Source organism: Marseilla massiliensis (assembly GCF_023336985.1).
Classification (GTDB): domain Bacteria; phylum Bacteroidota; class Bacteroidia; order Bacteroidales; family Bacteroidaceae; genus Prevotella; species Prevotella intestinigallinarum.
On the sequence record NZ_JAMBLP010000016.1, the window covers coordinates 66,211 to 88,062 of the forward strand.

A 21,852-nucleotide genomic window follows, 5' to 3' on the forward strand; every position below is an offset into this window, starting at 1 on the left:
CTAAAAAAGATTGTTTATGATGCATTAATAATTATATGTAAGTAGCTGTTCAAAATTAACCGATACAATAGACCTTGCAGGTGTCCTCTATATCTTTGCCACCATCTTGTGTGCTCTTTCGGGCCGCATGCCAAAGTCTCATCGGTCGCGTAGCCCGCTACGCTCCCTCTTCGGACTTTTGCATGCATCTCCGAAATAGCGCACAATTTGATGGCAATTAATTTTGAACACCTACTTATGCGCGGCGCAGAGCCATCAAACAGAAGGGCGCGCCGCCAGGCTGTTGTGGCAGAGCAACGCCGCTTCGCGGTCGGGCAGGCACTCAAGCGTGCCCACACGGACAAGCCCGGCAAGACTAACAAGAGTGTCGTAGAGCCCGTTGCACAAGGCCATGTCTTCGGCAATGACCGAGCAGCCGGGGTAAATGGCTATGAAAGCATCGATGTCTTCGAGCAGCTTGAAACGGTTTGACGGAGCCTGGACAAGGCGCACTATGCCATCGATAGGGAAAGCCAGCTGCCTGTAGCACGGCGTCTTGCCACTCCACGGCGTGCCGTAAGCCACGGCCTCGCCCCCAACGATGCGCACCGTGGGGTTGTCGTCGTTGAGCAGTTCGGCACCGGCTATGTGTTTCAGCCAGAGCGACGCATGGGTGCTCTTGCCCGTGCCGCTACGCCCCATGAAAAGATAGGCACGGCCGGCATGGCACACTGCCGCTGCATGAAGCGACACGGCACCGTGGCCCAAGACGGCCTGTGAATAGGCTATGCGGACAAACGATGACACGACAAGGCCCACACCGGCATCCTCCCAACGGACATAGGCACACACGCGGCTGAAATCAGGTGAGGCCAACATGCGGTGGCAGGCACCCCCGAAAGCTGAGCGCAGCTCGACAAGATAGCCGCCGCCGACACTGTAAAGGCGGATATGGCCCATGTCGTTGTCACTGTCGTCGAGCAGGCGCACGACGTCGACCTCGGGCATGGACGATAGCGGACGGGCTGCAAAACGCAACAACTCAACGCCATCATGGCTGACACCGGCCTTGAAAGGACGAAAGGATGGCAGAAGGATGTCGGGACTGACAGCAGAAGGCAGACTGACCGAAAGGACAAAGCCACCAACAGAATAACAATGTTCGGACATCATCGGAACTGACCTTTCATTAGTTCTGCCATAATCCATAACGCTTCCTTTGGAGCATAACAGAGTGAAAAACGCATATTGCACAAAAAAGAACGGGCTGTAAGAAACTTGCGGGCAACGACAGGCGAACCTGACGACATACGCCCCGTAGGGGAATAATGGCCGAAATTGCCACCTGCCCACACTATGGCCGACAAGGAAGCCGCACTGCCGGCCCTGGCTGAATACGGCAGGCACGACGGCGAAAGCCCCAGGCAATCGACAAGAAACGAGTGCAAGAGGGCGCTCCACCGACCAATACCCAACCGCCCGGCAACCTGCTCCATCTCGGCCGAGCTGTCGCTATCGTGGAACACATGGCACGCACGGGCCATATCGCACAACTGGCGTAGGCCTATGCCGCGGCCAACGACATGCTTGAGGATATGCAGGTTGAGCAACAGCAAGCAAAGACGGCGAGACGGTATGCTGACATCAGAGCCGGGCACGGAATGCAACCCGACGCTACTGTAGCCCCAACGGTCGACGAGCGACTCGGCGTAGCCCCTGAGCAACGGATTGTGCAAGTCGAGAAGCCGGTTGTGGTGCTCGACGTCAACCCCACGCCAGCGGTAGTGCAGGCTGCCGTCGGCATGGCTTGAGGCCTCGATGCCCATCTGCCTGACACAAGCGGCCGCGGCGGCAAACGACCGGCTGCCCGCGAAACAAAAATCAATGTCGCCAGACTCGCGCAAAGCCGGGTCGGCATAGCAAAGGGCAACCCCCTGCCCCTTCTGCAAAACCGGCTCGAGGCCATTGGCCCGGAACTTGGAGCAAAGCTCTGCCACAGCTGCATCGACGGCCCTGTTGCGGCGCTCAATGGCATCAACCTCGGCAGCCCATCGCAGAAGCAAAGGCCCGGGAGGCAGCAGCTCGTCGGGCAAATGCTGCAAGCCACGAAACACGACACCTGTCACAGTTTGCTGGCGCGCCAAACGATAAAGCCGTCCCCACGACTCGTCAGAAAGCGGGAAACAGCCCAAATCGTCGGGCTCGCGCTCCCACAAGCCTGAACGCAACAGCACAAGCAAAGCCATGCGTTCTGCGCATTGGGCCTCGACAGAGGCAGCACCTTGCACTGCCATGCAACAGGATGACGCCGAAACGGCGCCTGCCGATCGATTTATAATCATCTGAAATAACTGTGTATTGCATACAGACTGCACTGCATGGGTGCAGCCAAAAGAGTAAACACGACGGAAACCACGATGCACTAAGCAGACGGCGGCACAAAGCTGTCATTCCAACAGCCCGAACGACCGCCACTCGGACAACTGACGCTCAACGTCACGATAAGCAGTGACGGCGTCGACGTCGTAGACGGAACAGAGCCAATCGACCAGCTCTGCTGTAGTGACATCAGCCTGCTCAATGCGTTCCCAGAGCCTGGCCGCAGTCTTGTTGAGACTGAAGACATTGCTCATGTTGACATTGTCAGCACAGGATTCCACTATCATGTATTGCTTGCCTACCTTGCGCAAACGCAGGTTGGCTTTGGGTTTTATCTTGTTTGAAATCATATTCCAGGAGTAAGGAGACAGGAGCCTCACAAGTACGGGCCCCACCACATCATGGCCGTAAGCAACGCCACGCATCTGTGGCAGGCCGCCCTGCCGTTGACACATAACACTCATCCGCCTCTCCACCGGACTCTTGATACGGTAAGCCATCAGAACTTCTTTCCAGTAAGTATTGACATCACCGTAAGGTAGATAATCTTCAAATCGAGCCACAACGAGCGGTCGCGCAGATACTCCAGATCCATACGCAGACGCTCGAGCATCTTCTCCATGGTGTCAGTGTAACCATTATATAATGTTGCATGAGAGAACAGTCCGGGCCGCAACTGGTAGAGCAAGGCATAGTCGGAATTTTCGGCCATGATCTTGTCTACGAAATACTTGCGCTCGGGCCTGGGGCCAACAAAGCTCATGTCGCCCCTGAGCACATTCCACAGCTGTGGGAGCTCGTCAAGATGGTGTTCACGCAAGAAACGGCCTATACGCGTGAGTCGATTGTCGTTTTTCTGGCAAAGGGCCGGACGGCCATCAGCCTCAGACATGACGGTCATTGAGCGGAACTTGTAAAGCATGAACGGACGCCCTCCGTAACCGATGCGCTCCTGACGGAATATGGCCGGGCCTCCGTCCTCGCGCCGTATGAGCCAACAAACAACAAGAAACAATGGTGAGGTGACAACAAGCCCCAACGCACTGCACAGTATGTCGAACCCGCGCTTCAGAGCCTTTGCCGAGGGCGACATGACACCATTGTTTTCAGAACCTTCATTTATCATTCCCATTTGCAATGTCTTTGAAAAGACAATGTCCTTTTCATTATCCATTTTCATATATGCTTAAACATTTTTCGATCATCCGTTCCTTCGTGAAAAGATTGCGATAACGCTCCAACGCCCCCGCAGAATAACGCCTGTAAGCATCGGCATCGGCAGTGATGGACTTTATAGCCTCGGCCAACTTTGCTGCGTCGGCCGGTGGCACGTTGAGCCCCGACACGCCGTTGGCATTGACCCAAGCAACCCCCGACTGAGGTATCTGTGTAGCCACGACAGGCTTGCCGCACGACATGGCTTCTATCTGCACAATGCCAAACGCCTCTGTCTTCTGCACACTGCTGAGGCAGAAAACATCGCAAGCCCCATAATATCCCGGCAAATCGGCATCGGAGACACGACCCAGCAACTCGACTCGCCCCTGCAAGCCCTGCTCGACAATCTCACGCTGCAACGTCTCGCGCAAAGCCCCGGAACCACCTATAAGCACAACAAAATCGTCGCCAAGATACTTGGCAGCAGAAATGAGGTGGCTGTAACCTTTATAAGCAACAAGACGGCCAAGAGAGAAAACAATTTTCTTGCCGGCATAACGGCGGCGGATGGCATCGACGGCCTCGGGCCTCGGATGCATCGGCTCAACACCAATAGGCATGCACACAGCCTTGTCTTGCACGTGGCCCAGGCAAGGAGACTCGGCCAGATATACAGGGGTGGTGCCCACAACCTTGTCGGCCCGGCGCAAAAGCCACTGTTGCAGCGGACGGTAGAAATTGAGGAGCAACCGCTGCTTCTGGATGTCACTATGCCAATGCAGAATGACACGCCCACGATAACCGGACAAAAACAAAGCCATGCTGGCCATGGGGTCGGGGTGATGAACGTGAATGATGTCATAGCGCCGACAAATGTTACGGAGCGTTGAAACCATAGAAGGCGAAATCATGGTGGCACAAGCCTTAGCCCAGGTGTGACAGCATATTAGGTGAGCATAGTCATTGACAACTATCTCACGCCCTTTGCCATCGACGGCAGCACAAAGCATATCGCACTGCACATGACGCTCAGACAGCCCGACCATAAGATCATAGGCTACTTTCTCTACCCCGCCCAAGACAGGGTAGAACTTGCCCAACTGTAGTACTTTTAGTTTTTGTGTATCCATGAATAAGGTGAGATTTATCATCAAGCATTTGCATTGGCAGCCACCCGTGATGCATGAAGGGCAACTGCCTCGGGATGATTGCGGCGGATATACCCGCCAACACTGTTGTAAACCAAGCCGAGACGCGAGGCAATGGAACGCAGGCTCTCGGCCGTGGTGGAATAAAGGCGCAAAGCCTCGGCATACTTTTCACGACTGGCCGAAGAGACCAACCGGCCCTTGGCCGTGCGCATACGCCCATGGCGAGAAGCCAGCTCCGGCTCATGGGCCCGCAAATAGCAGCGGAACACATCTGGATTCAGTCCAAAATCGGCTGCAACCTGAGCAACAGGCCTAGGCCTGCAACGCAAACTGTCAATAGCAGCTGCATACTTGGCCGCCGCACGCAACGAACAGGACGTCGCGACAGTGCTACGGCCACCACCGTGCCACCTGCGCAGATAAAAGCGAAAGCCGCCGGCAGAAACGCCCGTACGGGCAACAACTTCGTTAATTGTCATATCTGTATCAAGGTAGAGTGCCAAAGCCCCGGCATACTTATGCACCGTGGACGGTGCCGGAGCATGCTTACGGCCATTGCCGGCATTCTCACCAAAACGTTTTTTATCATTTTCCTTGGCAATCTTACGGCTCTGCCGCTTACGGCAAAGCACGTCATTGCAGTAAAAGCGCAAATGCTGATTAAGTCCACCCAAAGACACACGACACTTGCGGGCAATCTCAGCCTGCGTCATGTCGGTTGTTCGGTAAAGCCTTACGGCCTCTGCATATTGATCAAGGCTTTCGGGCCTGACGCCCCGATGAACACCATTGCAGAAGCCGAAACTGCGACGCAACTGCTCTCGCCACAACAACACGTCGGGAAAGTGCACCCGCATGAAATTGGCCAAAGCAGTGGCATCAAGCGAGAACTTGCGCGCCACCTGTGACATGTTCAACTCTATGTAATCAAGTGAGCGACATGCTTCGACGGCTGAGCCATACTTTATCCTGGCTGACGCCGACATACCTCCCGCCTCTATTATTTTAAATGACAACAAATCTTTATCTTCAACGGTTATACCGTGACGGTGCAGCACTAACTCACGCCAATAACGACGAAGGTAATTTCCCAAAGCACCTGCGGTATGCCCACACTCGATTGCGATGTCCTTCACAGACATGTCTGTGTCGGCATACAATTTAACCGCCTTCTCATACTTGCAATGCAATGCATGGCGCCGGAGCAACGATGCACGTTGACGCCCCGAAACAAATGTTGACTCCGTTGACATAGGATAACACGGAATAATGACATGCAAGATGGATAGAACGCAATCGAAATATGCCCTAACGACTCAAAAGCTCATCATAAAGCGAAAGATAGTCGGCATAGCGTTCTTCTTTCTTAAAATGGGCAAGAGCATAAGCCCGGCACAAATGGCTGTAATACGACTTGCCTCGCATAATGGCCAGGCGCACAGCACCAAGCAATGTCTTTTCGACCGAAAAACTACTTCGTATATACATTTTTTAAACACTCATCAACAACACATGATAATACTCGGGCGCTTTTCTCCCAGCTAAAATCACAACATCGCTGATGTCCTGCAGAAATAAGTCGCATACGTAAATCTCTACTATTAATGAGTTTATTGATTTTTTCAGCTATATCTTTTGAACTCAAAGGATTTACATATAAGGAAGCATTCTGGCAAACTTCTCTTACAGAAGGAATATCAGAAACAACCGTAGGTGTACCACATGCCATCGCCTCTAATGGAGGAATGCCAAAACCTTCGTATAGAGAGGGATATACAAAGCATAAAGCATGCATATAATATTGCCGCAATTCTGCATCATTTATTCGTCCAAGCCACTTGACACGATTCTGCTTGACAGTCTTACTTAATTTATTTATGGATGTAGAATAAATTTTGTCTTGGCCTCCGATCACATATAATTTAATTCCCTTATCCTGTATGTATTCCAAAGATTCCAAAAGCCTAAAAAAATTCTTTCTAGGATCTATGGATGATACTGCCAATATATATCTATCGGTAAAATGGCTTACAGACATAGAGTTCGTATCTGTCTGTCCCTTATTGGCAAATATAGGAGCAACAGCATTATTTATAACTCTAACTTTTCTATCACTCAAGGATAACCTGCTTATTATTTCAGCTTTGGATGATTCACTTACGGTTAATACCTTCAAAGACGTTGTTGCACACAAAGGTGTTAACATTTTATAAAGGAACACGTATGATTTAGAGTACCAACCTGGATTAACCATGAAGGCCAAATCGTGGATGGTCATTATCTTGTTCTTTACGAATATAGGACTAAGCCCCGTAAAATTTACGAGAATCTTTTCGCCTTTAATGCGTGCAAACCAAAATGGCAATGAAAATTGTTCCCATATATGAGATTTCCAGTTTCCACACCTTATAATATCAAGACCTGAAATATCGTAACAATCCTTTATCTGCCCATAAGGGCAACACATTGTGAATTGTTTTCCCATATTTGCCCATGCCCGACAAAGCTGGTAGGCAAAGCGATTCACTCCCGTTTGGTTTTGCAAAAGGAATCTTCCGTTTACATAAATCATATTTATAGACAGATTATTTAATTCTCGACCTAAGCAGGTAGCAAAAGAACTTCCAGTAATGTCTGAACTTTTCTCCCCAAGCACGGTCATTCCAACTATTCTCGCAGTAATGGATTGCGTATGAGGCAGGAGTGGCTTCTCTCCTGTTACCAGCAAATATTTCAGAACGATACACCATCAAATCACCTTGTAGTTTCTGATCTATATCTTTATATCTTAAACCGTATTTCTCAGCTATTCTAGCATATATCTGTGGGGCGATTACATCCAACCCCATTGTTCCATCTGGCTTTATAAAATGCTTGTCCTTATACCAATCCAATATCTCTTTAACAAACAGATTCCCTTTTTCAGCCCCCATAACTGCGGCCTGCAACTCTATACCTGAAATATACTTATCTGCGATTCTGATTCCTTCATCGTCAATGTCGGCCATTGAATTGTCCCGTTCTATCATAAACGGATGATATTCCATACTGGTGAAAAATGGATGGTTCAAGAAACAGTCGAAGCGTTTCAATACTCGTACGTCGGAGTCAAGGTAAATACCACCTTCCGTATAAAGCGCATAAAGCCGGATATAATCTGCCACAAATGCCCATTTACGATAGGCGAATGCCTCCCTTACGTATGGCAAGCTAGCGTCAATGTTAAAATTGTGAGTGTTCCACAGTTTAAACTCATAGTCGGGCATGACTTCTTTCCACGAATCCATACAATTCCGTATTATTTCGGGATACGGATCATTGCTTAGCCAGCAGTAATGTATAACTTTTGGTATCATACTATAATAAGTTATTGTCGTATGTTTCCTGAGAAATAGCCTGTCTCTTCATACAAGTGGCATTTTGATGTTCTTGCCCATCAGACAACAAAACTAGAGCATAGAAACAAAATGTATCTGTTGGTATTTTTATCCATACAATAAGTTGAATCATAAATAAACAAATGAAAAACAATGTAAGATTCATATCACGTTTACAAAGGACATAAGTACAACATGCAAAGTATGTCGCAAAAATGAATAATCCTACCAAGCCACAATAAAATATTAAACGGAGATATCCCATATCCGTACCCATATAGAATTTATAAGGATCATATGGATCCGCAAAATAGCCATCACCAATCACCCACGTTTTGACGTTATCTGGAACAATATCACCAATACTATCTATCAATAAGTCTGATGAATGTGTTGTAAATGATCCCGTCTTATAAAAATTGATAAATCCTTCAAATCCATAATCAAAAGCAGCACGTACTCCTGGCATTGAGTTGTACAAATATATTCCTGCATTATATAAAATAAATAATATAACACATAATCCCACAACCCATGAAATTCTTTTAGAAGTAATAGTAATGACTACCTTACGCAAAGAGATTGATGACAAAAGTAAATATGAACCTGCAATGACTATACCAACAATTGTTGTTCGAGATATCATATTCCCAACAACTCCTATTAGTAAGAATAACAATATATATAAATTCTTTTTAATCAAAGAGGCACTAACCTTTATCATATATGCAAGGCTAAGTAACACACAAGAAAAACGAATTCCAGCTGTGTCAAAACCAACTCCAATGCCATACAAACGAGGGTTCTTCTCAAAATATTCAGGATCAATTCCTGTAATTGCATTGTCTACAGCATTCTGTAATACCGGAATATTGTCAATCATCACAGCTATCACACATTGTACTGCACACATTATCCCCATATAAATAATTAGTGTTTGCAAAGTCACCTTTCCATACATCTGTCTTAACAAATATATCACACAATATGCACCACCAAGCCATACACACATAGATACGTAATAAGTGGCAAAAACCATATCATCCGTACTGTTATAAACGACAGAAAAAAATGACCACAAAGAAAAGACAAGACCTATACACAAAACCAACAGTAAATCTTTCCGAATTGATAGTGACTTGCGTTTAATGCGTTCCCAGCCAAAAAATATCAGCCCCAATGCAGCAACAACCATTTTAGAATTGACTGTTGGAAGGGCCTGGAACGAAAAGGGAAAATAGTACAAGCTACAAATAATTATCAACAATATGCAATATGTTAAATGTATCACCATAACTTCTGACTAACTTCTTAGAAACTTCAAATACCTATGGTACACTATCGGATAGTAAGGATTTTTTAAAAACATTCTCAACATCCAAACATATTGTCTAAATGTTTTCTTCATCCAAGGTTTTGCCTTACCTATGAAATGAATAACATAAATTGGTTTATCAGCATTCCTATTAAATGAATAGCCTAATTTCCTTATGTAATAAGATAAATAATCTGCAAAAATATTGTACCCTTGTTCCAGATGCAAATTCTCTTGGTCTTTCCATGTTTTCAAATAACGTTTTATAACATCTTGGTCACCTATCATACGTTTTTCTGTTCTCCCTGCAACAATCTCCTCATTAATTTTTTCAAGTAGTTCATTCTTTACTTTTTCACTTGGTATTAAGACCATAATACCAGAATTAAGCTCTTTCCAATGTTCATTTCCTGGATATTGCGCCCCAGCTACAACAGCAGAAAAAGGTTCGCATTCAAACAAATGATCTATATTCTTGACAACAAACATGTCGCAATCGAGAAAAACAATTTTTTCGAACTGACTTAATCCCCATATTAGTAACTTATCAAATGTGAAATTCCAATGTGAAAACCCCCCTTCCTCTATATTGACAATTCCATCAACAGCCGTTTGAGACAAACGTATACAAAGAATTCCCTCATTTTTCAAATCACATTCTACTTTTTCTTCAACAGACATGGAAAGCGCACAACAAAGAGGATATTTAGCCTCCACTTTTTGCAATGAACGATTCAAAATCAATACGCCTTCAAAATAAGACCGATTTGATAATAATGTTACGTATGCTCGCATTTTATCTATATATTAACCCATAAACGACTTTATGAAACAAGATGTAATGAATCCTAATAACTACAAAGAAACCTTTCGCCGCACACCTTTGGAGAAATCGACATCTAGATGAAACATAATGATTTATTTTAATATATCGATTTGCTTCTGGAAACCAAGTTTTCCATAAAAGATATTTTTTTGAATTAGCACTTATCAGTAATGGATATTTTACAGCCAATTTCAGAAAAGCTATTTCTTTATTCAAAGTATTCCCAAATCTCTCATGCAAGTAGTCTGATATTCTGTGTACGTTATAATCCAACTCTACAACATGGCGTTCCGAATAAGTTTGTGTAAATGAACCAGTATTCAATTTAACATAATGGTAAAAAGCTTTTGGAATATACTTTACCTTTTTTGCACAACTAAAAAGCATCATCATAGTCATATCTTCTCCCATATCATAACCGGCAGGGAAAAATATATTATTATGTATATACAAGTCACGCTTTACAAATTTGTTCCACACAGTAAACTTCATAGTCCCTCCTAACATTCCTTTTAAAGCATCTAAAGAAGTTTTATAGCATGGTTGCTTCATATAACGTTCATTATGACCAAATGTTAGATACCAGTCACACCAAACAATATCTGCTTTTTCTTTCTGCGCCGTATCGTAGAGAGTTTCCAACATATCCGAATCAACGAAGTCATCGCTGTCGCAATGAAAGATATACTCACCGGTTGCTAATGCCAACCCTGTGTTACGGGCAGCGGGCAAGCCTTTGTTCTTCTCATGAGAAACAATCTTTATGCTGTCAACTCGATTAGGATATTTACGAATACATTTATTCAGCAACTCAATACTACGGTCTGGAGAAGCATCGTCAACAAAGATGAACTCTACATCCTTAAGAGTTTGAGACATCAATGAATCGACACATTTAGTGATAAACCTCTCCACCTTATATATTGGAACTATTACAGAAACCTTTACCACAATTCAGATAATTTAAAATGACACCGGAACATACATGGGGTCTTGCTCCCTTGCCTTAAGTTTAGACGCAAGCATTTTCAAATAAATTCGACAGATAATCCGCATCAGCATACTATTGATGTTCTTGTGTCGCCTCCAATAATTAATATATTCAAATCCATGAAACGAACTAACATCTTTACTACCTATCAAGTTATATACATAAGGACTTCGTTCCTTCAGTAAACAATCAATGTCAGCAAGCATCTTCTTGATGTCATGATTGTAATTTGCCAACGAGGAAACATACCCCTCTTTAATGAATGGTATAATCCTGGCATCAAGATACTTCTGTAAAGCCGTTCCACGTACATTCTCATATTGGCGCTGGTATTCTGCAGACATATCCAAAGCACATTTTAGAGTGTGAGTAACATTACGCATCTTAACTTCTGGATTCATCGTCTGTCCGGCCCGACCAACAAGATAATTATATATAACCCCATCAAAATGCGCAACGGTTTTGACTGCTACCATCGGAATGAATATCCATTGCTGATCCGTATATGAAATACCTTCTGTCTGCCTATACCCCAGTTGCAACAGATTATCAAGTTTATATGTAACAGCGTGCATCTGCATATTCACAAAAGAATGAGAACCACACACCTTGCACATATCGAATATAGTTCCAGCCCCAAGGCCATATTTTATAACTTTCCTAACATTACGGTCAACGCCGACCACAGCAAAGTCAGAGAGAACCAAATCAGCATCTGTAGTGCAAAGGAAATCGATAAAGTGCTGAAAGTTTTCCGTATCAAAGCTGTCATCTGCATCAAGAATCTTTACATACTTACCCTTGGCTTCGGTCAATCCGCGGTTGACGCACGATCCGTAGTTGCCGTTCTCCTTGTCAATTACTCGGAATATGCCTGGAGACTTCTGCTCATATTCATGGGCAATGGCTGAAGAGGAATCTGTACTTCCATCATTTATGACAAGCACTTCCAAAACATCACTACCACGGCCGACACACAGAGAGTCAAGACAATACCTCAAGTACCGCTCCATATTGTAGGTAGGTATGACAACCGTTAGAATCTTGTCCATATAATATTACCAACTTATTCTACAATAAAACCACCTTGACGTTTCAAGTCGTATCTTATAAGCAGCAACTCGCGCACAGCCTCAGGCAGATATTCCTTTATCAGGCCGCGCCAAGTAATTTTTGCCGGTACAGAACGATAAGGCGACTTACGCTGCGTCAACTCTGCCTCGTTGCTTTTTACATAAGTCATGGCATCCTGCACTGCATCATAATATCCTCGCATTTTGTCAGAGTTTACGAAATCCTTACAACACACCTCGCAATAACGTTCAAGTATATGCCACTTATCAAGTTGCTTACGCTGTGTGAAAAACGCGAAGTGTGCCACGATGGCATCTCCATTCCAAGCATTAGACATACCATGCTTCGTTGGATATATGCACGACATAAACTCTTCATCGTCACCGGGCACCACGCCGTCGAATTTTCTCATCTCATCACCAAACCACAATATTGCGTTTATCGAGAAACGGGTCATACCCATCTCTTTCTTCCCAATGTGCAGCGTGTTCCACTTGCCTGTATTAAGATATCTTTCGATAAACCACTGGTGAAGTTCTTTTGCGAAATAACCACTTTTCCACAGAACCGGGTGTGAAGATGAAACTTGGTAATATTTGTCAAGCCGTATCTTATTCTCAACCTGCAGCAAATAAGTTGACAGCGAATTATTTATCACCAATGGCGACACTACGAAATACTGTGGATTGTCAACCCTGAAACTTACCATCTTCTCTATCAAGCCTGGCTCCATCCAAACAATATCATCGTCAAGTTTGAAATAGATTGTTTCCGGTTCTACGCAACTCTTGTAAAAAGCATTAATACTCGCATTGCCATTAACAACCCCGTCAGGCTGCCAAACGAGATTGACTACAGGGAACTTAGCCGCCACCTGATTGAAAAACTCAATATCCGCCACATTATGCGTGTTTATCCAAATGTCATATCTGTCAACAATTTCTGAAGACACGATATAAGGTATCAGATATTGCATGTAACGCCGACGACCGGCAGCAGTATTTACAACAACTTTATATTTTTTATACATATTCGTTCCACTTAAGTTAGGCAATTGCATACAATAATATAGCCTTTGGTTTTACAAAAGCAATATTTTGCAATATAAAATCTCATCTTACGCCTTGCCAATGTACAAACATCCATCTTTTAGGATAATTCCAAAAGTTCGATTTACAAGACCAAACTGTACATCACGCACAAAACTCATTTAATGAACGCAACTACAATTTGGATTAGTCGCAACACCTTGCATTTAAGTTCATAGACATGACAAATTAATATCAAACTTAAAATGTTACATTTCTTTATTTGCTTGTGTACTTTTCATCTCAAAATTTTCTTAACATATTTTCAAAAATGGCAAAGTTTCATCCTTTCCTATATTAGACTAATCACTGATTATCCGTCAGAATATTAAATAATAACATTGTTGCATTGACTCAAGTTGTATATAATGATGACAATGTTTTCATAACATCAGCATATTTTATACGAGGATGATTATAATACCATCCCAACATGTAGTACTTGCTTGTTGGCTTAATCAACCCCCAAAATATAAGAAACCGTTTTATCCAGTAAAACACAAAATAAGATGCATATGTTAGATATACTTTGGGAAATGAATGAAGACTTCTAAACGTTTTCCACCATAATAATGAATGCATAGATTTATCTTTAAAATAAAACCACGGTTGATAGCCTGCAAAATGAATTATTTTTGGATTTTCCATAAGCTCATGCATATCAAATAAATGCTCTTTCATAAATTCTTTAAAACGGAAATAACTTACAGTGACACCATAATTTGGTGGGAGTACAATTTTATCATCTCTGCAAATAACATTAATCGCATCTTGATCAGGATATTTAATTGCCTTTGAATTTTTTTTAGCAAAATCTACTATTTTTCTAGATAAATTTAATGTCCTCCATCTATCTAAATTCATCATTAAAACCCCTGAGCAAACATACTTATATTTACTATCATATTTCAATCTATTATATGTTGAAGGATTATACGTTTCTGTATCTAAACAGGCAGCAATGCTTGTATTCAAATCCATTGAAAATAATTCATCCAAACAATCATTTACATATACATCGCAATCTAAATATAGAACCTTGTTAGTATTATTTAAAATTAACGGCAACAACATCCTATACCAAGCATAAACTGTCCATATCATAGCCTGAGGTGGCATTCCAGAAAACATCTCGCTATCCGAATCTACCGAATAAAAAAATATTTTTAGATTTATTCAAAGCCGCTTTTTTTAGTATCGCTTTATTCTTTATTGATATACGATCTGTTAGGACATGGACATAAACATCATCTTCCATATTCATATGCTCAGCAATTGACCTTATTGTAACACACGCATACGGAACATAATCATCATTAAAACATAATGCAAAATCTTTTTTCATATAATCCTAATATATTCCACACTCCGGGGTTCCCATTTACCAATCATACCCAAGAAATATCGAATTACCCCACGGTAGTATGCACGTAACTTATTTAGTAATGGCAAATTCTTACGTCTCAACCCCTCATAACCGCTTGCGATAACAGAACTAAATAAATCCATATCGCCAGCTATATGAGGATGAAGAGCATACACATTTACACCTTTCCTTTTCCAACTATACCAATCATCTGCAAGATACACTTTTTGCATATTAAGCATTATTCTTGCAGCGGACTGATTCACGAGATAAGACATTGCACCCATAGCTTCAAAAACATAGGCCAATTTATAATTTGTATCCGTTATTTTCCATGTTTTAGTAAACCAATAACTTCCTGACAATAAAATAATAGTCGGCTCATTTGTTTGTAAAATGATTTTTAGGGTATCAAGTACCTTTCTTAAATCAACCCCATCTTTGAACACAACATCATCCTCAAAAATCAATGCCATATCATCTCTGTTCTTTATAATCTCCTCATAACATTTCCTTTGAGACAATGCAACTCCTATCTCTCCACCTTTCATGTACCGACCATATTCATTATATGTACCATCCTGATTCCATATATCATTTAATTCTTTATCTGAAAGAATTCTTCCATCTACGGCTTCAATAAAGTTCACATCGAGAAAATCATTATATGGCATTAAAAGCTTTTCCATATACTGTCTTCTATCAATTGATGTTTTTAAGTTAATAACGTATGATTTCATACCTATTCGTACTTTAGTCAACCACTATGTAGCTCATTTATAATGAGCTCTTTAGCCATAATAAAATATCATAGAGTTCTTAACTTATGTCCCAATAACAAAATACAACGACATATGTGCCTATTTCTAACATATTTTACAATTTTCTCACGTATTGAGAGTTTATACACATCATTTTCTTTAAGCAAATTGGCAATCCAATCTATTTTATAAGAAAAATAAACATTATGCCTTATCAAATCATATAAAATATAAAGCTGAAATTTGTACCATGCCTCCTTATAATTGCGTAATTGTTCCCCTAAAGCCATTTTAACCTCCTCACGAAACATTTCCTCGTATTCTAATGACCATATTCTTGTTCGCCAAACAGACTGCATATTATCACGATATATATATACCGCATCAGGTAAACAATATACCTTCCTTGCCAACAATGCTATTTTCAAATTGCCTAAATGATCCTCTCCTATATTGATTTCCCTACGAATATCTAATGCGCCAGAAGCAACAACAATATCTTTCCTATATAACTTTCCCCACAGAGAAAGTGTTGTATTCTTTTGCAAAAGCCTATTTACATATTCAGCACCAGAAATAGTTTTCTCCACATTCTCCCATGTAGTAACAATATCAACTCCATCCGTCATTTTGGCCATCATAACACTTAACGCATCTTTATCCATCGTATCATCAGAATCCACAAAACACAATATATTTCCGCGCGAATGTTCCACACCGAGCCTTCTAGCAGCAGTCACTCCCTTATTATTTTGATGTAAAACGCAGATGCGCATATCATTATCAGCATAACTTCTACACATCTCAAGTGAGTTATCTAAACTCCCATCATCAACCAAAAGAAGTTCCCAATTAGTAAACGACTGTTCCAAAATACTCTGAATACAATATTTTAGATAAAGCCCGGTATTGTATACAGGTACTATTATAGAAATCAAACTGTTGCTTGACATACTAATCTTGATAACTACTGGAATTATTAGACATACTTTTTTTCAACCACTCAACACTTTGACTACGTGCCTTAGCTATATTTTTAAGAGCTGTATCAAAATCTATAGGACAAAGAATGGCATCGTTTAGCTCACCATTACAAACACTCCGAGATGTTAGCCCTGTCAAAATTAGCAAATCTCTAATTCTGCTATCATTCATACCGTCAATAGCATAAAAAGGAATGCGTAATAAAATTGAAAAGACAATCAGGTGAAAAGACAAGCCAATTGTACATGTCGCAAATTTGCAAAGATTTAGAAATTCAATTGGCCCAGTAGCTAATTTAAAATGAACGGATTTAAACATCATACTAAGATTACCTTTGCGTGTACTATATAAAAGAGAAACAACAATAGGCAAATTCAATTTGCGTGATAATTGCTCCGCCACTGCATGAACAGAATCATAATACCTAGGTGCATAAAGAAAAATATATTTCCCTTTCACTAATGGTTCGTCCCCTGCCATTCTGCTCCAATATGCAGAATCCAATAATAGTGTAGGATCTATTGTCACAACACTCCTAACATGATACAGTCGATATAATTGTTCTTGCGTTTGTCGCTCACGCACACTTACACAATCATATTTATCTAGCAACTCCTTAATTTTAGTTTTTGTTTCACTGTTTAAAAATACATCAATATCGGGGTTAGGCCCCATACTTGGAGCATAAGAAATACGCTTCGAATCTCCAGCAAATGGTAACAAATAGGTAAAATCAAAATCAAAAGTAAGTGGATTCCATATCTGATCACTGCCAGAAATATAAATGTCATATTTAAATTTAGTAAGTTTCAATTCATCTTCAGTAGTATATTCCTTGGACGATAAACGGAACTTTTCATTTAGGAATTGTTCAAATTTACAATGCTTTTTCCATAATGGAAATATAAATGGAAGATAGAGCAAAATTCTATTAAACTGACCAATCAAAGCACCTCTTAAAAATTCTGGGCGATAATAATTCTTTTGCCTGAAGGTGCGAAAATTAATTATTTCGCAATCATATCCCATGTTTAAAATAGTTTGCTGCAATGCGTAAGCCTGCAACATAGATCCATAGTTATGAGAAGCATGGAAAGTAATGATACCGACCTTTTCCTTGCGTTTCATCGTGAGATTTTATTTAAGAATTTATTAATAGATACACGCACTAATTGGCGTTCATTTTGATTTAAGCCCAAAGCATAAGTAAACAGAGAAACAGAAATAAAGCTTATAATTGTTACAGTTACCAGTTTCATGAAACCAACAGACATGAATAAGCTCACTACCATTGGTGTGATTGAAGAAAGTATGAAGACAACAATAGATGGAAAGATTACCTTTTTTACATAACTCCACACCGACAACCCCAATTGATATTTACAAAACAAAAGTCGCAATACCGATGAAAATATTACAATTCCAATCGACACAATCAATGGTGCCACAATTGGGTATCCCAATTGTAATAATATGTAAGAAAATGGAACATTAAACAACATTGAACTTCCGACCACAATTTGGTACCATTTTATATTTCCTGTTGCCATTAGGCTAGTAACCATCGGGCCACTATAAACACCACATAAGGCTTCTATTAGAATAATACGAGCAAAAATTACTGTGTGTTCTGGAACATTTACTAACCAAAGATTCAGTATGTACTCAATTTCTATCAAAACAGGTATGGCTATCAAAGCCAACAGAAAGAATGAGATTTTAGAACTCGTCATCATTAGACGAAGAAGATTTTCTTTATTACCGGATGCATAGTTTTTTGTAAGTTGAGGATTGACAGCTGTATTAAAACCACTAACAAGATTCTGCACTGCACTTAATATTTGAAATGATATGCCTCTAGCGGCATTTACTGCTGCCCCACCAAAAATATTCATCAATATATTAATACCTTGGTCTTTGAGAATCCAAGCCATTGTACCAAAAATATTCCATCCAGTAAACCCTAACATAGATCGGAAAAGCTTTACATTCCAATAATAACGGAAATGGCACTCATCAAACTTTCGAATAACATAGAAGCGGTAAACATATACAACAATTAATTGTATACAGAAGCAAAGTAAAGCATATACAACCAGACAATCATAGTCAATAACAAGCAAAAGGAATACAACAATCAGATTCAATATCGATGTTCCTACCCCGACATAAGCATATACATCCATGTGTTCATGAGCAGTAATAGAAGCCATATACGGTGTCTGCATTATACCGACTGCTACAGAAAAAATAGAAAACTGATAAACCCAATTAGCAGCCACAATACGGTCATATGGAATATTCAAATAGGTATTTAGGAACCAAAGGCCAACACTTTCGGCCCCTATAACGATTAACAGCGCTAATACAATATGTATGACATATGCCATACTAAAAACACGATTGTAAGCCTCCAAATCTCCACGGCCAAGCTCTACAGTCAAGAAACGTTGCGTTGCCACTGCCATGGAACCATTGAAAAAAGTAAGCATACTAACTACCCCGCCTACAACATTATAGATACCATAGTCTTCAACCCCTAGTATTTCTAGTATTTTGCGAGACGTATACAATGCAATCAGTTGTGAAAAAAGAGTCCTTATATAAAGAAATATTGTGTTTCGAGCTATCCTCTGACTATTTCCTGAAACCATTGCAAAGCCACTTTGTAAATATCTTTCTTTTTACAGCTGCAATAAGCTGATCTGACAGGCATAGCCATACAGCCAAATTAAATGGAAGTAATGGCCAAAATATATTAAAGATACGACATCTTCGAGTACGAAGTGTAGGATGCTGTAACTGAGGATTCCCACTTACAGCCTCCTGAACCTGACGCTCATATAAAACGAGGGCGCCTGCTACTGTTTTTATCAGTCTCAAACCTTTCTCATTACAAGGTAGTAAAACCGAGACCGCGTCATTAGCTCCTTTAGGACGCTCATCCATTTTACCCAATCCCCAAAAGTCGCCAATTGAAACATCACCAGTACGTTTTAAATTGGCATATGGGCAATTATAGCAACTTGGTCTAGAAATAAAACCATTTACAAACATACGCATATAAGCATCTTTCCAGTAATGACATTCGTAAGAAAAATCTTCGCAAGAAAACTCCATTAAGTATGCAGTTCCTCTACGAAAAGAAATATTGAGGACTTCTCTACCATTGCTAATTTGCGAAACATGTTCAGACAACATTTTCAAAGAAGGTACGCCATGACAAATCAAGTCAACAAGATACAAATGCGGGGGCACAGTACGAATATAATTCTTCAATCCTGCGACCTGACAAGGTGTTCCGATAAACAATACTGGACGCTGTTGCTGCAAGTCTTTTTTTACTTGTCTGAACATTCCCCGGACATCACTCTGTACATATTTGCTACCCTGCAACTTTCTTAATTCAGAAATAGAATCCACACGAATATGCCGTACTTCTATTCCATTTGCAGCACAACCATATACGACACCATTCTTTCCCAATATATAGGAAGAAAACACATAAGCAACTCCTCCTGAAGAACTTAATGTGTGTTCTGCTTCGATTTTGTTCCAAGCGGCATATGCTTTCAGAGGTGCACGTAATAACAGATTAGTGGTATCAAATGGACAAACATTTTCACAAGCACCACACTCTATACATACAGCGACGTCTACTCTCGGATAAAAGAAACCTTTGGAATCTTCTTTCATACGAATGCAATGCTGTGGACAAATTTCCGCACAAGCATTACAGCCGCAACATTCCTCTTTCTTTTTATTAGCAACAGACATTTAGAATAAATCTTATTATATACATTTCGAACATGCATTTCAATACTGAATCTTCAGTTGACCACACGAAATGACAAAATCATAATATAGTTCATAACATCTAAAATTTAGATTTATACATACACAATCCAATTTGCATTCCCATCATTTGTCTTCTTAAACATATCAATTCTAGAAGCCACATAGAAAATTATCATACTTTAACTTGACTGTTTGTGCTAATACATTGGTCAATACAAACTAATGACTAATGCCAACACACTATATTAACCTAATTTACCCAAAGAATTATCAACTAACTAATACAAAAAGAATCTAACTTTAACATATTCATTTCAAGAGCATTATAAACTCTGGCTGCACTTCCACGGCGGCCGTGATAAGGCCTGGCAATTCTACCAGGAGGCGCTTTGTGCGTGAGCCTTGCAGTTTCTGCAGCCGGCCCTCGTATCCGTCGAGAGGTCCGCCGATGATGCGGACGCTACGGCCAACCATTGCCGGCGTTATTTCGTTGGGCGAATAATATTTTGGGTCGTCTGACATTTCCACGGCTTGCATGAACCTGTTCATGTCTGCCTCACGCACTGTCATTGGCACCCGGTATGTTCCCCTCAAATATCTATATTGGAGAGTGCCGATGCGTTCTACTATTGGGTCGATGTTTTTCCTTCGGTCGTAGACAAAAAGCAGGTCTTGCATAAAAGGCACCTGCACACGCTCACCTTTGCCCTTAACCTTAACCACTTTCCACGTCATAGGCGTAAACACCTTCGACACCATGCCCTCCAGCATTTTATAGGCAGGCATCTTTGCGTTGGTTCGTGTAAGGTCGCGCATCACATACCACCTCGGCCCATCATTATACGGAACACACGAGAGGTCGTACTCTTGGTTTGCAATGCCAGACATATAGTTCTGTTAGTATTACTCGCTATGATACAAAGTTTCCAATCCTGCATGCTTTCTTAATACACTGAAAAACAAGCAGTTATAGATTTCATTCGCGAAACTTTTCATCTTTCAATAGTCATTTTCCACAATGCCCGCCGTATTTTCCGAGCAAAAATAGCTCATCTAATCGTATCGGGCGACACTCTCCTGTTATGAGATGGTCTATTTCTGCTGCAAAGATACAAATTTTGTTCTTCTAATGGCCATAAAATACGATTTATTTGCGATGATTACAAGATTTTTTGACAACATGAAACATTGAGAAACTCGCAGATGTTGACCGATAATAATTAAGAATTAAACGACAAATACTTATAATAAAGCAAGTTTATTTAAATTGACCATCTCATAACAGGAGATTATCTCATAACAGGAGATTATCATATTAGTATTTATTACTCAAAACCGACATATCATTGTGTACCATCGCCGTAAGCACGGCTGAGCAAAGTTGCCCGCCAGGGCAAACGCTGTGTGCCGTGTGCATGGGGCAGCGCAAGGCGGCATCGGGAGCGGCCTACCACGGCCGCTCCAATGCCCAATGCCTCATATCGGTGGCAACCGCCCCAAAAGGCAACAGCCATCCAAGTGCCACACCACTTGCCAATGGTGCACCACATATAAATAGCTGTTCAAAATTAACCGATACAATAGACCTTGCAGGTGTCCTCTATA

At 41.4% G+C, this 21,852-nt stretch carries 21 protein-coding genes; all 21 read right to left on the bottom strand.

Translation table 11 applies throughout. The features are described 5' to 3' along the window. Positions 1-255: 255 nt before the first annotated feature. Positions 256-1,152 (bottom strand): phosphoenolpyruvate carboxykinase, encoded by an 897-nt coding sequence (locus M3089_RS11265; protein ID WP_249084179.1) that lies wholly within the window; start codon positions 1,150-1,152, stop codon positions 256-258. Continuing rightward, the gene (locus M3089_RS11270) at positions 1,149-2,321 is read right to left on the bottom strand and encodes a nucleotidyltransferase family protein (RefSeq protein ID WP_249084180.1); all 1,173 of its coding nucleotides are present in this window, start codon (positions 2,319-2,321) and stop codon (positions 1,149-1,151) included. Before M3089_RS11270 ends, M3089_RS11265 begins: the two co-directional genes overlap by 4 nt. A 105-nt stretch (positions 2,322-2,426) precedes the next feature. Further along, positions 2,427-2,708 (bottom strand): PqqD family protein, encoded by a 282-nt coding sequence (locus tag M3089_RS11275; RefSeq protein WP_205107294.1) that lies wholly within the window; start codon positions 2,706-2,708, stop codon positions 2,427-2,429. 149 nt (positions 2,709-2,857) lie between these two features. Continuing rightward, on the bottom strand, positions 2,858-3,490 hold the full coding sequence (locus M3089_RS11280; protein ID WP_249084181.1) for a sugar transferase: 633 nt from the start codon (positions 3,488-3,490) through the stop codon (positions 2,858-2,860). A 34-nt stretch (positions 3,491-3,524) separates the two neighbouring features. Beyond that, positions 3,525-4,646: a glycosyltransferase gene (locus M3089_RS11285; RefSeq protein ID WP_205107295.1), complete on the bottom strand. Its 1,122-nt coding sequence runs from the start codon at positions 4,644-4,646 to the stop codon at positions 3,525-3,527. 20 nt (positions 4,647-4,666) lie between these two features. After that, a complete protein-coding gene (locus M3089_RS11290; protein WP_249084182.1) occupies positions 4,667-5,809 on the bottom strand; it encodes a hypothetical protein in 1,143 nt (380 codons plus the stop codon). A gap of 329 nt (positions 5,810-6,138) precedes the next feature. Beyond that, positions 6,139-7,239, bottom strand: a complete 1,101-nt coding sequence (locus tag M3089_RS11295; protein ID WP_249084183.1) for a glycosyltransferase family 4 protein — start codon at positions 7,237-7,239, stop codon at positions 6,139-6,141. 13 nt (positions 7,240-7,252) lie between these two features. Then, entirely contained in the window at positions 7,253-8,023 is a 771-nt protein-coding gene (locus tag M3089_RS11300) for a glycosyltransferase family 32 protein (RefSeq protein ID WP_249084184.1), read from the bottom strand. A 1-nt stretch (position 8,024) separates the two neighbouring features. After that, a complete protein-coding gene (locus tag M3089_RS11305; protein ID WP_249084185.1) occupies positions 8,025-9,239 on the bottom strand; it encodes a hypothetical protein in 1,215 nt (404 codons plus the stop codon). 108 nt (positions 9,240-9,347) lie between these two features. Further along, positions 9,348-10,154, bottom strand: coding sequence for a glycosyltransferase (locus tag M3089_RS11310; protein ID WP_249084188.1), 807 nt, complete (start codon positions 10,152-10,154; stop codon positions 9,348-9,350). Position 10,155: 1 nt separating this feature from the next. Then, the gene (locus M3089_RS11315) at positions 10,156-11,136 is read right to left on the bottom strand and encodes a glycosyltransferase family 2 protein (protein WP_249084189.1); all 981 of its coding nucleotides are present in this window, start codon (positions 11,134-11,136) and stop codon (positions 10,156-10,158) included. A gap of 12 nt (positions 11,137-11,148) precedes the next feature. Then, positions 11,149-12,228 carry a glycosyltransferase family 2 protein gene (locus M3089_RS11320; protein WP_249084191.1) on the bottom strand — a complete coding sequence of 360 codons (1,080 nt, stop codon included), beginning with the start codon at positions 12,226-12,228 and terminating at the stop codon, positions 11,149-11,151. Between the two features lie 14 nt (positions 12,229-12,242). After that, on the bottom strand, positions 12,243-13,280 hold the full coding sequence (locus tag M3089_RS11325; RefSeq protein ID WP_249084193.1) for a hypothetical protein: 1,038 nt from the start codon (positions 13,278-13,280) through the stop codon (positions 12,243-12,245). A gap of 412 nt (positions 13,281-13,692) precedes the next feature. Next, on the bottom strand, positions 13,693-14,469 hold the full coding sequence (locus tag M3089_RS11330; RefSeq protein WP_317236439.1) for a glycosyltransferase family 8 protein: 777 nt from the start codon (positions 14,467-14,469) through the stop codon (positions 13,693-13,695). A gap of 4 nt (positions 14,470-14,473) precedes the next feature. Next, a complete protein-coding gene (locus M3089_RS11335) occupies positions 14,474-14,683 on the bottom strand; it encodes a glycosyltransferase family protein (RefSeq protein WP_249084198.1) in 210 nt (69 codons plus the stop codon). Next, positions 14,680-15,444 (bottom strand): glycosyltransferase family 25 protein, encoded by a 765-nt coding sequence (locus M3089_RS11340; protein ID WP_249084200.1) that lies wholly within the window; start codon positions 15,442-15,444, stop codon positions 14,680-14,682. Before M3089_RS11340 ends, M3089_RS11335 begins: the two co-directional genes overlap by 4 nt. A 68-nt stretch (positions 15,445-15,512) precedes the next feature. Next, a complete protein-coding gene (locus tag M3089_RS11345; protein ID WP_249084201.1) occupies positions 15,513-16,418 on the bottom strand; it encodes a glycosyltransferase family 2 protein in 906 nt (301 codons plus the stop codon). Position 16,419: 1 nt separating this feature from the next. Next, entirely contained in the window at positions 16,420-17,577 is a 1,158-nt protein-coding gene (locus tag M3089_RS11350; RefSeq protein ID WP_249084202.1) for a polysaccharide pyruvyl transferase family protein, read from the bottom strand. Then, positions 17,574-19,103 (bottom strand): MATE family efflux transporter, encoded by a 1,530-nt coding sequence (locus M3089_RS11355; RefSeq protein WP_249084203.1) that lies wholly within the window; start codon positions 19,101-19,103, stop codon positions 17,574-17,576. Before M3089_RS11355 ends, M3089_RS11350 begins: the two co-directional genes overlap by 4 nt. Then, complete coding sequence (locus tag M3089_RS11360; RefSeq protein WP_262922174.1) at positions 19,087-20,226, bottom strand: Coenzyme F420 hydrogenase/dehydrogenase, beta subunit C-terminal domain; 1,140 nt, start codon at positions 20,224-20,226, stop codon at positions 19,087-19,089. Before M3089_RS11360 ends, M3089_RS11355 begins: the two co-directional genes overlap by 17 nt. Positions 20,227-20,556: 330 nt before the next feature. Next, positions 20,557-21,063 (bottom strand): UpxY family transcription antiterminator, encoded by a 507-nt coding sequence (locus M3089_RS11365; RefSeq protein ID WP_249084206.1) that lies wholly within the window; start codon positions 21,061-21,063, stop codon positions 20,557-20,559. Positions 21,064-21,852: the final 789 nt, after the last annotated feature.